Annotated in this window: 12 protein-coding genes; 11 read left to right on the top strand and 1 reads right to left on the bottom strand. The window is 49.3% G+C overall.

Annotated elements, in window-relative coordinates; genetic code table 11:
- The first annotated feature begins 172 nt into the window (after window positions 1-172).
- The 3 genes from trhA (at window position 173) to Q7C19_RS09005 (ending at window position 2,505) form a co-directional block, all read left to right on the top strand.
- Entirely contained in the window at window positions 173-832 is a 660-nt protein-coding gene (gene trhA / locus Q7C19_RS09015) for a PAQR family membrane homeostasis protein TrhA (RefSeq protein WP_035396436.1), read from the top strand.
- Window positions 829-1,503 carry a TVP38/TMEM64 family protein gene (locus Q7C19_RS09010; RefSeq protein ID WP_290779020.1) on the top strand — a complete coding sequence of 225 codons (675 nt, stop codon included), beginning with the start codon at window positions 829-831 and terminating at the stop codon, window positions 1,501-1,503. Before trhA ends, Q7C19_RS09010 begins: the two co-directional genes overlap by 4 nt.
- An 84-nt stretch (window positions 1,504-1,587) precedes the next feature.
- Window positions 1,588-2,505 carry a proline dehydrogenase gene (locus Q7C19_RS09005; protein ID WP_290783288.1) on the top strand — a complete coding sequence of 306 codons (918 nt, stop codon included), beginning with the start codon at window positions 1,588-1,590 and terminating at the stop codon, window positions 2,503-2,505.
- 735 nt (window positions 2,506-3,240) lie between these two features.
- Here the strand turns inward: Q7C19_RS09005 and Q7C19_RS09000 are convergent.
- Entirely contained in the window at window positions 3,241-3,888 is a 648-nt protein-coding gene (locus Q7C19_RS09000) for a class I SAM-dependent methyltransferase (RefSeq protein ID WP_375091967.1), read from the bottom strand.
- Window positions 3,889-4,071: 183 nt separating this feature from the next.
- On the opposite strand from Q7C19_RS09000, the gene Q7C19_RS08995 reads away from it, so the two are divergent.
- The 8 genes from Q7C19_RS08995 to Q7C19_RS08960 all read left to right on the top strand — a co-directional run bounded on the left by Q7C19_RS08995 (window position 4,072) and on the right by Q7C19_RS08960 (window position 12,409).
- Window positions 4,072-6,489 carry a 3-hydroxyacyl-CoA dehydrogenase/enoyl-CoA hydratase family protein gene (locus Q7C19_RS08995; RefSeq protein WP_375091966.1) on the top strand — a complete coding sequence of 806 codons (2,418 nt, stop codon included), beginning with the start codon at window positions 4,072-4,074 and terminating at the stop codon, window positions 6,487-6,489.
- Between the two features lie 17 nt (window positions 6,490-6,506).
- The gene (locus Q7C19_RS08990) at window positions 6,507-7,697 is read left to right on the top strand and encodes an acetyl-CoA C-acetyltransferase (protein ID WP_047393392.1); all 1,191 of its coding nucleotides are present in this window, start codon (window positions 6,507-6,509) and stop codon (window positions 7,695-7,697) included.
- Window positions 7,694-9,478 carry an acyl-CoA dehydrogenase family protein gene (locus tag Q7C19_RS08985; RefSeq protein WP_375091965.1) on the top strand — a complete coding sequence of 595 codons (1,785 nt, stop codon included), beginning with the start codon at window positions 7,694-7,696 and terminating at the stop codon, window positions 9,476-9,478. Before Q7C19_RS08990 ends, Q7C19_RS08985 begins: the two co-directional genes overlap by 4 nt.
- Before the next feature lie 75 nt (window positions 9,479-9,553).
- A complete protein-coding gene (locus tag Q7C19_RS08980; RefSeq protein WP_308101877.1) occupies window positions 9,554-10,006 on the top strand; it encodes a DinB family protein in 453 nt (150 codons plus the stop codon).
- 34 nt (window positions 10,007-10,040) lie between these two features.
- Window positions 10,041-10,403 (top strand): arsenate reductase family protein, encoded by a 363-nt coding sequence (locus tag Q7C19_RS08975; protein WP_375091964.1) that lies wholly within the window; start codon window positions 10,041-10,043, stop codon window positions 10,401-10,403.
- A 64-nt stretch (window positions 10,404-10,467) separates the two neighbouring features.
- Window positions 10,468-10,851: a glycine cleavage system protein GcvH gene (gene gcvH, locus Q7C19_RS08970; protein WP_029342437.1), complete on the top strand. Its 384-nt coding sequence runs from the start codon at window positions 10,468-10,470 to the stop codon at window positions 10,849-10,851.
- 98 nt (window positions 10,852-10,949) lie between these two features.
- Window positions 10,950-11,231, top strand: a complete 282-nt coding sequence (locus Q7C19_RS08965) for a thioredoxin family protein (protein ID WP_375091963.1) — start codon at window positions 10,950-10,952, stop codon at window positions 11,229-11,231.
- Between the two features lie 539 nt (window positions 11,232-11,770).
- Window positions 11,771-12,409 (top strand): class I SAM-dependent methyltransferase, encoded by a 639-nt coding sequence (locus tag Q7C19_RS08960; RefSeq protein WP_290774097.1) that lies wholly within the window; start codon window positions 11,771-11,773, stop codon window positions 12,407-12,409.
- Window positions 12,410-12,412: the final 3 nt, after the last annotated feature.

Raw genomic sequence — 12,412 nt, 5'->3', positions numbered from 1 at the left:
AAAAGACAAACAGATGACGGTTGTCATCAAATCGACAGAATCTTTCGATAGGCACGCTGTCGCTTCAGAGCGTATAATCAAAGTGTTAGTCTTGTGTCATTAGAAAGTAGGTGTTCGGTTGGTTACAAAAAAAGAACTTAAGCAAACGATCAAGCAACAATCGAAAGAAACGATCGAAGAGCTACTCGCAAAAGGTGACTCCTTGAAAGAGGAGATCGCCAGTGCCATTACACACGGATTGGGTGTCATTTTCAGTATCGTCGCGCTCGTGATGTTGATCCTGCAGGCGACGAAATCCGGCAGCGCTTGGAACGTCACTGCTGTCAGTATCTTCGGGGCAACGATGATTCTCCTTTATCTGTTCTCGACCTTGATGCATTCGCTGATGCATACGAAAGCAAACAAGGTTCTACAAATTTTAGATCATGCTGGCATCTATCTGTTGATTGCCGGTAGTTATACACCGTTCGCTTTAATCACACTCCGTGGTCCGCTCGGCTGGACATTGCTCGGAATCGTCTGGGGTGTCGGAACGCTCGGCATCATCTGGAAGCTTTATTCGACCGGTAAATATGTCTGGATCTCGAATGCGTCTTATCTGATCCTCGGCTGGTGTTGTCTGTTTGCGATCAAGCCGATCTATGAAGCACTTGGATTACAAGGATTCTTACTGCTCCTCGGTGGTGGACTTGCGTACTCCCTCGGCGTCATCTTTTACGTCTGGGCACGCTTGCCGTATAACCACGCGATTTGGCATCTGTTCGTCCTTGCTGGTAGTGTGTTGATCTTCCTGTCGATTTTCTATTACGTTGCTCCAGCGACGATGTCATGAAGAAACTACGGCTCCGGGACTGGCTCCCGATCACGCTGTATTTTATGTTTGGACTTGGATTGCTCCTGTATTTCCGGATGTCGGGAATGTTGGAGCAATTCGACATTCAAGCATTATCGGATTGGGTACGGAATCAAGGTCTGACAGGGATGTTGCTCTATGTGCTCGCTTATACCGTCCGACCACTCGTCTTTTTTCCGGCGAGTCTTTTGACCGTCTTTGGCGGTTACACGTACGGTCCATGGCTCGGAACGCTACTCGACGTCATTGGTGCCGGTACGGGTGGATTACTCAGCTTTTGGATCGCCCGGTTGCTCGGTCGCCGTGGAGTTGAGAAGTTGATCGGGAAAGGGAAGCTGAACGTACTCGACGAACGGATTGCAACGAACGGCTTTCTCGTCGTCTTGATCGTCCGGTTGATTCCGCTATTTCCGTTTGACGCGATCAGCTACGCGTCCGGATTATCAAAAATCCGCTTTAAACAGTTCGCCATCGCGAACTATATCGGGATCATTCCCGGTGCGTTCGTTTACAACAATATCGGCTCAAGCCTTCGTGATCCGTTCTCGTGGCAGTTCTTCCTCGCGATCGGTCTGTATGTCTTATTCTTTGCCGTGGGACTTGTCGCACAACAGATTCTCAAAAATAAACAAAAGAAAGAGCGTATGTAAGCGCTTTATGTCATAATATAAAGGCAGAGATGTGAACCGATACGGTAAAACAGCCTAGCATTTATTTAGGGGGAATCATGAGTGATGGAAAAAGTACTACGGGATGGTTTTATCTTCTTATCGCAAAACAAGACATTGAACGGTCTCGCCAAGCGATACGGGCTTAAGTTCGGAGCAAGTCGCTTCGTGGCAGGGGATTCATTGGAAGCATCAAAACGGGCGATCCAGGAATTGAACGCAAAAGGATTATGCGTCACGATGGACCATTTAGGGGAGTTCATCTCGACGGTAGCGGAAGCAGAGATGATGACACAAGAATGTATTCGTGCGGTTGAGATGATTGCGGAAGAAAAATTAGACTCGCAACTCTCGTTGAAACTGACATCACTCGGACTTGATATCTCAGGCGACTTGATTCGTTCGAACATGGAACGGATTTTAACACGGGCAAAAGAACTCGGTGTCTTCGTCACGATCGACATGGAAGATGAGCCACGTTGTGAAAAAACGATTCAACTGTTTGAAGAATTGCGCCAATCTTTCGATAACATCGGTACGGTCATTCAGTCATACCTCTACCGGTCGGAAGATGATATCAAACGCGTCGGTCGCTTCGAGACGAATCTCCGGATCGTCAAAGGGGCATATAAAGAGCCGGCAACGGTGGCGTTCCCAGAAAAAGAAGACGTCGATCACAACTACATCAAGCTCGTAAAGTTACAATTATCACTCGGAAACTATGCTGCCGTCGCAACACATGACGATGCGATGATCGAGCAAATCATCCGTTACGCCAAAGAAAACGGGATTGAAAAAGACCAGTTCGAATTCCAGATGTTATTCGGCATCCGGGTTGAGCGTCAACTCGAACTCGTCAAACAAGGCTATAAAGTCCGTGTCTATGTCCCTTATGGACGTGACTGGTATGGTTACTTTATGCGCCGTTTAGCAGAACGACCGGCAAACGTTGCCTTCGTTCTCAAAGGAATGGTCAAAGGATAAGAAGAGAAGGCGATGCAACGCTGCATCGTCTTTTTGTATGAAAAATGCATAGTACACCGGACGTCCTCAGCATCTTCGCTTTCCTCAGGCGGGAAGTAAGCCGCGGCATCTCGCATTTCATGCGATTTGCCGGGTCTTCCTCTTCCCTGACGGAAGCATGGCTCATGCTTCCTTTTCCTGTAGGAGTCGAAGATGCCCGGTTCGTCTTAGATGAACTTATATCAAAAAGCGATCGATTCTATTGACGGAAATCGATCGCTTTTGAGTTCTTTGGATAACAAATGAGTGCATTCTCCTCACATGTCTTCACCCGACTCCTACAGGAAAAAGCGCGATGTTTCACCTCGCGCTGTCAGAGACAAACAAGACCCGGATTCGTCATCCGAAGGATGAGGAAGACTGGCTTGTGTCTCGCCTGAGGAAAGCGGGTGAGAAGACAGTGAGGTGAATAGTGCGTTACATCGTTCATTTCGCATCATGGCCAAATGATATTACCTAGAAACACCATCCCAGCAAATAAACCAATCATTAAGAAGACAGTAGTTTGTGGTTGGAAACGTTTCTCCCGATAACGTCGAAATAAACGGTCCCCCAATGCCTGTATACAGAATAAGAGACCAATAAAGAGTAGGAAGAATTGCCATCTTTCTAGAACATCGAGAGCATCAATGTAAAATAAAAAAACAATACATAAAGCTATTAATATAGACGTATAAAAGGTACTGTGTGACATATTTATCTCTCCCTTACAGCCGTCGTCTGAAAAGCAAATAAACAGGAGAAAGCATGTGCTTGGTCAAGTAACCGATGCCCCGTCATGACGGCTCCTTCCTTTTGGATGACTGCTTCATCGAGCAACGTCCAGCCACGCTCTTTTGCTAGCTGCAGCAATTCCCACGGCATCATCGTATTTCCCATCGCGACTTCTTCACCGTACAGACGACGGTAAGCAAGTTGACGCGGAGCGGCTGTCGGACCAAGTAGACTGATGACGACAAGTGGGGCAACCCGTTCGATTTCTTGCAGTACTTGAACGGGACGTGTCGACCATTCGAGTGAGTTGACGGCAAGAACGACGTCAAATGCATGATCAGCGAACGGTAACGCTTCGCCCGTCCCGACGATAAACGTCTGCTCGGGTGATTTCTGACGCGCGATTCGAATCATTTCGTCTGAGACATCGAGTCCGACTGTCTGAAAGTCCGGTGTCAGTAGTCGACAGGCGGCACCATCACCACAACCGAGATCAAGCAACCGACCACCGGTGATCATTTTTCGTAAGAACGGTAAAATGGTTTTGCGGCTGCCGTTCGTCCACATATCATCAGCGCGCTCCGCCCAGTCAGCGGCTTTTTGATTCCATACGTTCTCGGTTTGACTCATTTGCATCCACTCCTTTTTAACAGTCTAACAGGAAAATTTGTCCATTGACTGATTTTTTATTGCTACTGAATCATTATTCATTTATGATGAAGATGTAGAAGAAGCAAACGAAAACCGATTGACTTCTTTTTTTGTCAGTATAATGAATGGTTGTTCATTCAATTTAAACTCAGGGGGTATATCATGGCGAGTCAAATCGGTCAGCCGACCACAATCCAGTTGACGAAACACATCCAATTCGCCGTCATCATCGGTTCAGGGGTGATGGGTGCAGGCATCGCGGCACATCTTGCGAATGCTGGCATACGGACATTGATGCTTGATATCGTACCAAAAGAACTTACGGCACAAGAAGAGAAGCAGGGCTTGACGCTGAGTGATCCGCGCGTCCGTTCCCGCATCGCGCGCGATAACCGCGAAAAACTCTTGAAACAAAATCCAGCACCACTCGCGTCGAAAAAATTGATCGATTTCATCGAGGTCGGAAACTTAGAAGACGACTTAGAGCGTCTGAAGGAAGCGGACTGGATCGTTGAAGTCGTCGTCGAACGACTCGACGTCAAACAGCAATTGTTCGCAACGATCGAACCGTTCATTCGGGAAGACGCAATCGTCAGTTCGAACACATCCGGCATCTCGATTGAAGCGATGCGCAAAGGGCGCTCGGAATCGTTCAACCGTCGTTTTCTCGGGACACACTTCTTTAACCCACCACGTTATCTGAAGTTGCTCGAGTTGATTCCGACGTCAGACACGGATCCACGTGTCGTTGACTTCATGAAACAATTCGCAGAAGAACGACTCGGGAAAGGTGTCGTCATCGCGAAGGATACACCGAACTTCATCGGCAACCGAATCGGGACATACGGTCTCCTCGTGACGATGGATGAGATGAAAAAAGGTGGCTATTCGATCGGGGAGGTCGATTCGGTCACAGGTCCACTACTTGGTCGCCCAGGGTCAGCAACATTCCGGACACTCGACGTCGTCGGCATCGACACGTTCGTCCACGTCGCGAACAACGTCTATGACTTGTTGCCAGAAGGCGAAGAGAAGGAGACGTTCGCAGTTCCTGCTGAGATGCGTCGTCTTGTCGAACAAGGGTCGCTCGGTGCAAAGACGGGGCAAGGATTCTATAAGAAAGTCGGAAAACAGATCCTTGAACTCGATCTTGAGACATTTGAGTACGTTGAAAAGAAAGCGCTTACCGAACCGTCGATCGGACAAGCAAAAGCACTTCCGGGCGCAAAAAATAAACTGAAAACCGTCGTTTTCGCGCAAGATCGTGTCGGCGCGTTACTCTGGCCGATCCACGCGAAAACATTGCTCTATTCGGCACAATTGACAGGTGAGATCGCAGACGACATCAAAGCGATCGACGAAGCAATGAAATGGGGCTTCGGTTGGAAGATGGGACCGTTCGAGACATGGGATGCACTTGGTGTCGAGAAAACGGTCGCGAAGATGAAACAAGACGGTTACGCGGTACCGGCATGGGTCGATGAGATGCTCGCAGCAGGGAAGACGAGCTTCTATGATGCATCGGGTCGTCATTACGACGTTGCAACGAAGGACTACGTCGGAGCGACGGTCAATCCGAAGGAAGTCCGTCTCCGCGATGTTCGGAAGTCAAACGGTGTTTTACTAGAGAACAACGGGGCACGCCTGCTTGATATCGGCGACGATGTCGCAGTTCTCGAGTTTACATCGAAGAGCAACGCGATCGGCGTCGACATCATGCAGATGATCGAACAGTCAGTCGATCTCGTTGAGAAAAACCACCGAGGTCTCGTCATCGCGAACGATGGCAAGAACTTCTGTGTCGGGGCGAACCTAGCGATGATGCTGATGGAAGCAGAAGATGAGAACTGGTTCGAACTCGACTGGATCATCAACAAATTCCAACAATCGATTCAAAAGATTCGCTATGCATCGCGTCCGATCGTCGCTGCACCACAAGGGATGACGCTTGGTGGCGGTACGGAGATCTCGCTACCGGCAGCTCGTCTGCAAGCGGGACTTGAAACGTACATGGGTCTGGTCGAAGTCGGTGTCGGTCTGATTCCGGGAGGTGGCGGAAACGTCAACACGTACCGTCGACTGTTAGAAAACACACCGGACGGACTCGTTAATATCGAAAAAGCAGCGCAAAAGACGTTCGAAAACGTCGCGATGGCAAAAGTCTCAAAATCAGCCTTTGAAGCACGCGAACTCGGATATGTCCGCTCCGTTGATCAGATCTCGATGAACCGGGATCACTTGACGTATGATGCGAAACAACTCGTCCTTGAACTGGACCGGACCGGCTACACGGCACCAGCGAAAGCGAAGATTCCAGTCGTCGGTCGTGCTGGGAAAGCGACGCTTGAACTCGCGACACGTGAAATGTTCTACGGCGGCTATATCTCGGAACACGATTTGAAAATCGCAAGTAAACTCGCACACGTCATCGCCGGCGGAAACGTCGCCTTCGGTAGCCTCGTCGATGAACAATATATGCTCGACATCGAACGGGAAGCATTCTTGAGCCTGATCGGTGAGATGAAGACACAACAACGGATGCAGCACATGCTCGTCAAAGGCAAGCCGCTTCGTAACTGAGGACTGGGGGGATTCGGATGAAGGAAGCAGTAATCGTCGCCGGTGCACGGACACCGGTCGGAAAAGCAAAAAAGGGCGCATTCAAATCGATGCGCTCGGATGAATTAGCAGGCATCGCCATCCAGGAAACGTTGAAACGGTCCGGCTACACGGGAGCGGTCGATGACGTCATTCTCGGATGTGCCTTACCGGAAGCAGAGCAGGGGATGAACATCGCCCGCTATGCTTCAGTCCTCGGTGGATTATCACATGAGGTACCGGCGATCACGATCAACCGGTATTGCTCAAGTGGATTACAATCGATCGCTGACGCGGCAATGAAGATCATGACGGGGCAAGCAACAGCCGTCGTCGCCGGTGGACTCGAATCGATGAGTCAAGTTCCGATGCCAGGTCACGTCGTCCGACCTAATCCGTCGATCGTCGACACGGCACCGGAATACTATATGAGCATGGGGCATACAGCGGAGCAAGTCGCTGCGACCTACAATGTCTCACGGGAAGATCAAGATGCCTTTGCCTTGAAGAGTCACCAAAAGGCAGCGGCAGCAATCGCAGCTGGTAAGTTTGCTGACGAAATCGTCCCGGTAACGGTGACGGAACAATTCGTCAATGATGAACTGAAAATCGAAGAGAAGACATTCGTCGTCGAGCACGATGAAGGCGTTCGTCCGGATTCGTCACCTGAAGGTCTTGCAAAACTTCGCCCAGCGTTCCGCCTCGGCGGTAGCGTCACAGCAGGGAACTCTTCGCAGACGTCAGACGGTGCCGCTGCTGTCCTCGTCATGGAACGGGAAGAAGCAGAACGCCAAGGCTTACCGATTCTCGGCAAGTTCAAGTCGTTTGCTGTCGGTGGTGTCCGTCCGGAAGTGATGGGAATCGGACCAGTCGTCGCGATTCCGAAAGCACTTGAACTCGCAGGCATCACGCTTGAAGACGTCGGATTGATCGAGTTGAACGAAGCGTTCGCATCGCAGTCACTCGGTGTCATCCGCGAGCTTGGATTAAACGAAGACATCGTCAACGTCAACGGTGGAGCGATCGCCCTCGGTCACCCACTCGGTTGTACAGGAACAAAACTCACATTGACGCTCTTGCATGAAATGAAACGTCGGAATGTCCAGTATGGTGTCGTCTCGATGTGTATCGGTGGCGGAATGGGCGCAGCAGGCGTATTCGAACTAGTTGAAGGAGGAACAGGACAATGAGCCAAACGACAAACGAATTAATCAAAGGTGGCAGTTTCGTATTAGATGAGTTAGCGCCAGAACGTCTCTTCACACCAGAGGATTTCTCGGAAGAACACAAAATGGTCGGTGACATGACAGCGAAGTTCGTCGAAGATCGTGTCGTTCCTGTCCTTGATCGAATCGAAAAACACGAGTTCGAATTATCAGTCGGTCTCCTCCGTGAAGCAGGCGAGCTTGGTCTACTCGGTGCAGACGTTCCGGAAGCATACGGCGGCTATCAGATGGATAAGATTTCGTCTTCAATCATTACGGAAAAGTTCGCACGTGGCCGTTCATTCGCCCTCAGCTATGGCGCACACGTCGGAATCGGTTCGTTGCCGATCGTCTTCTTCGGAAACGAAGAGCAAAAGCAGAAATACCTGCCGAAACTCGCTTCAGGGGAGTGGATTGCTTCGTACGCATTGACGGAGCCGGGCTCTGGTTCGGATGCCCTCGGTGCCAAAACGACAGCTGTCTTGAATGAAGCCGGCACGCACTACATCTTGAACGGTGAAAAACAATGGATCACGAACGCTGGTTTCGCAAGCTTGTTCGTCGTCTACGCAAAAATCGACGGTGACAAGTTCACAGCCTTCCTCGTCGAAGGATCGTATCCAGGTGTCTCGACAGGTGTCGAGGAGCAGAAGATGGGGATCAAAGGGTCATCGACACGGACATTGATCTTACAAGATGCAGAAGTACCAGTCGATAACGTCCTTGGTGAAATTGGACGCGGCCACGTCATCGCCTTCAACATCTTGAACGTCGGTCGTTATAAATTAGCTGTTGGTGCTGTCGGTTCATCGAAACGGGCGATTGATCTCGCAGTCCAGTACTCAAATGAACGTAAGCAGTTCAAAACACCAATCAGCTCGTTCCCATTGATTCAAGAAAAACTCGCGACGATGGCAGCACAGACGTATGCGATGGAAAGCTCAGTCTACCGGACAGGTGGTTTGTTCCAAGATAGTCTTGATCAGCTGTCGGAAGAAGAGAGCAAAGACGGTAAGAAAATCGCCGATGCCATCGCGGAGTATGCGATTGAATGCTCGATGAACAAAGTCTTTGCTTCGGAAACATTTGATTATGTCATCGATGAAGCGGTTCAGATTCACGGTGGTTACGGCTTCATGGCAGAATACGAAGTCGAGAACATGTACCGCGATTCACGGATCAACCGGATCTTTGAAGGAACGAACGAGATCAACCGTCTCCTCGTACCAGGAACATTGCTGAAGAAAGCGATGAAAGGCGAGTTACCATTGCTTGTGGAAGCACAGCGTCTGCAACAAGAAGTGATGAGCTTCATGCCGACTGACATCGGAACAGCGCCACTCGATCGCGAACGTCACTTACTCGCGATGATGAAGAAAATCTTCTTATTGACTGCCGGAACAGCGGTCCAGAAATACCAGGACAAACTCCAAGGCGAGCAAGAGATCTTAGCGAACACAGCCGACATCATGAGTGCAATCTATGCGCTTGAGTCAGCGATCGTCCGGACGGACAAAGCGATTGCCGATAAAGGCATCGAGAAGAGCGAACTGAAAGTCCGTTATACGGAAGTCTTCGCGCAACAAGCATTCGAAGCTGTCGAGCGTGACGCGAAAGAGACTCTCTACGCGGCAGCAAGCGGCGACGAACTCCGGATGTTGCTCTCGGCACTCAAAAAATTCAGCCGTTATCAGCCGATCAACGTCATCGGTACGAAACGCGTCATCGCAAAACGCCTCATCGAATCAAACAAATATACGGTCTAAGTCAGGTTTACCGCTTCGCCTTTGCAGGGAAAATCTCTGTAAAGGCGAAGTTTTTGGTTGAGGAGGGAAAACGAGATGCGCCAAGAATTGGTTGAACTGCAATTTGCGATTGCCTACTATCAATCCCTTGAACGTTTGTCGCCAGAAGAATGGAATCTGCCGCTTGCCCTGAACAAGTGGACTGTCCTTGAGTGCGTCAGCCACCTCTATTTATGGGACCGGTTTTATTATGATCATGCCATCTCGAAGTTACCGGACGAACCGCTGACACTCGTCGAGACGGATTTCGATCAGTTCAATCGATTGGCGGTCGAGTATGCGCATCATATCGATCCGCTTGCCTTACTGAAGAAAGCGATCAGTGTCCGGCGTGATATCGTCGATCACCTCAATCGTCTGTCTGATGAGCAATTTGCGGCGACCTATGAGAATTTCCGACCGCAAGAATTCGTCGAGTCGTTCGTTGCCCATGACGCGCATCACCAAGATCAGATTGACGGGGCGCTCGCACGCTTGAAGCAGAAGTGATCCATCTGCTACTCTTGAAGGTGAGGTGAGGAACATGACAAAAACAGTCACGATGTACGGCTATCCGAAATGTAGTACGTGCGTCAAAGCAAAAAAAGCACTCGAACAGCACGGTGTCGAAGTGGATTACAAACATATCGTTGAGGAGACACCATCTGCTGCGACGATTCAGGAACTTCATCAAAAGAGTGGAGAGCCACTGAAGAAATTCTTCAATACGAGCGGTCAATCGTATCGTTCGCAAGGCATCAAGGACAAACTTCCAGAGCTATCAGAAGACGAGCAATACAAGTTACTCGCAAGTGACGGCATGTTGTTGAAGCGTCCGATCGTCACAGACGGGAAAGACGTCACGATCGGCTTCAAGGAAGAAATGTATCAAGGAAAATGGTATTAAGTTCAGAGTCGATTTTGGTATACTGAACACGTTAGTCCAAATTAGTCCACAGGGGGAATCGGAAATGAGTCAAGTAAAAGACAACTTACGCTATTCGGAAGAACATGAATGGGTCGAAGTATCAGGAAACAAAGCGCGCATCGGAATCACGGATTTCGCGCAACACGAACTCGGGGATATCGTCTTCGTCGAATTGCCTGAAGTCGGGGATACGATCTCAGCAAACGAGCCATTCGGTTCAGTCGAGTCGGTCAAGACAGTCTCGGAATTATATGCACCGATTTCTGGTAAAGTCGTTGCCATCAACGAAAACCTTTCGGATTCCCCAGAACTCGTTAACGAGTCACCATTCGAAGGTGCTTGGATGGTCGACATCGAAATCGAAGATGCTTCACAAGTCGAAGCATTGATGGACGCTGCAGCGTACAAATCGATGATCAACGAGTAATACTTAACGAAAAGAGAGTGAACGAGGCGCTTGCGTTTCGTCCGCTCTCTTTTTTTTGTATACTGACGACAGATACCACGAAGAAAGGAGCGACCGTCATGCAAGAGGTCACGACCGTCCCAGAAAACGGGCTATTGTATGTCTATGCACCGATGTGCGGGACATGCGCCATTGCGGAACGCATGCTCGATATCGTCGAAGCGACGGAATCAGGTCAATCGATTCAAAAGGCGAACGGGAATTTCATTCCAGATTTCTTAGAAGAAGCCCGTGTCATGAGTGTTCCTGCGTTGTTGCGAATTGAAGGAAATCAAGTCGTAGAGCGACTTTATGCCTTCCAGTCCGTCCAAAACGTCTTTGCTTTCTGTCAAGAACGGTAAGAAAAGTCCAACTGGATTTTTCTTTTTGTTAAATTGTCGGAATATTTACAATAATCCGTTGACAACGCCGAAATATGAATGGTATATTCATAACAACTTCTAGAAATGCATTATAGGAAGTCTAGCAGAGGTGATCGTTCAATACGCTTCAAGTCTTGAACCCTTTCTCCCATCCTAAGCCCGTGTATTGTTTCCCCTTAAGTCGTCCCCCAAAGACGAAGCGGTGCAATAGATAGGTGGTGGATCGAAAGGACTGATCAAGAAGTGAACGTAAGCTGGCGATCATGTCGAACAGGCGCCGTCCTCCACGCGGAAGAGCGAACAATTCCGAATGGAGCTGGGTTTTCCTTCGTAGCATTTCTAACCACATTATTCGTGTTGTCGGTTCGCCGGCAACGCCTTTTTTTTGTTTTCTGGAAGTTTTTCGAGCCGGTCGCTTGCCAGGATGGAATCTCCTTGCTACAATGCGAATAAGGAAAATTACTTTAATTCATATCCGATTACTCGGAATTAACTGGTGAGATGGAGGACGACAAGGCATGACAGTACGTTTTATGGATGTTTTCACAGAATGGGCATCAACGTATGACGAGACAGTAACCGGACATGATCCGGAGTATAAAGAGGTTTTTCGTCGATACGATGAGATTTTGGATACAGTAGCGGATAAAGCGCAGTCGCCGGTCATTGAATTCGGAGCAGGCACAGGGAACCTGACACAACGTCTTCTGGCACGTCACGACGCCGTACTCGCCGTCGAACCAAGTCCGGAGATGCGGGCAATCCTGACGGAAAAGATTCCGTCACTTGATGTACAAGACGGTCACTTCCTCTCGTTCGAGGCGAAGGAAGCACGCAGTTTTGTTTCGACGTATGCGTTTCATCATCTAACAGATGAGGAAAAGGGAGAAGCAATCGAACTGATGGCATCACATTTACCGGCAGACGGAAAAATCGTCTACGCGGATACGATGTTCGTCTCAGAAGAGGCACGCCTGCAAACGATCCGTGAAGCACGTGCTCAAGGGTTTGATGCGTTAGCGGAAGATCTCGAACGCGAGTTCTACCCGTTGATTCCAGTCATGGAAGAATTGTTTACATCACGGGGATTCACTGTTAAATTTATACAATACAATCACTTCGTCTGGCTCGTAGAAGCCGAGAAAATGGGGGAATAAATC

The organism is Exiguobacterium sp. PHA03, assembly GCF_041945985.1.
In the GTDB taxonomy this organism is placed as follows: Bacteria; Bacillota; Bacilli; order Exiguobacteriales; family Exiguobacteriaceae; genus Exiguobacterium_A.
Note: the sequence above shows the minus strand (reverse complement) of the source record. Positions and strands in the feature narration are given on the sequence as shown.

Bases quoted from the DNA above. Each gene is read 5' to 3' on its own strand.
- Q7C19_RS09010 (WP_290779020.1), top strand. From the start codon at position 829: ATGAAGAAACTACGGCTCCGGGACTGGCTCCCGATCACGCTGTATTTT.
- Q7C19_RS09005 (WP_290783288.1), top strand. From the start codon at position 1,588: ATGGAAAAAGTACTACGGGATGGTTTTATCTTCTTATCGCAAAACAAG.
- Q7C19_RS09000 (WP_375091967.1), bottom strand. From the start codon at position 3,888: ATGAGTCAAACCGAGAACGTATGGAATCAAAAAGCCGCTGACTGGGCG.
- Q7C19_RS08995 (WP_375091966.1), top strand. From the start codon at position 4,072: ATGGCGAGTCAAATCGGTCAGCCGACCACAATCCAGTTGACGAAACAC.
- Q7C19_RS08990 (WP_047393392.1), top strand. From the start codon at position 6,507: ATGAAGGAAGCAGTAATCGTCGCCGGTGCACGGACACCGGTCGGAAAA.
- Q7C19_RS08985 (WP_375091965.1), top strand. From the start codon at position 7,694: ATGAGCCAAACGACAAACGAATTAATCAAAGGTGGCAGTTTCGTATTA.
- Q7C19_RS08980 (WP_308101877.1), top strand. From the start codon at position 9,554: ATGCGCCAAGAATTGGTTGAACTGCAATTTGCGATTGCCTACTATCAA.
- Q7C19_RS08975 (WP_375091964.1), top strand. From the start codon at position 10,041: ATGACAAAAACAGTCACGATGTACGGCTATCCGAAATGTAGTACGTGC.
- gcvH (WP_029342437.1), top strand. From the start codon at position 10,468: ATGAGTCAAGTAAAAGACAACTTACGCTATTCGGAAGAACATGAATGG.
- Q7C19_RS08965 (WP_375091963.1), top strand. From the start codon at position 10,950: ATGCAAGAGGTCACGACCGTCCCAGAAAACGGGCTATTGTATGTCTAT.
- Q7C19_RS08960 (WP_290774097.1), top strand. From the start codon at position 11,771: ATGACAGTACGTTTTATGGATGTTTTCACAGAATGGGCATCAACGTAT.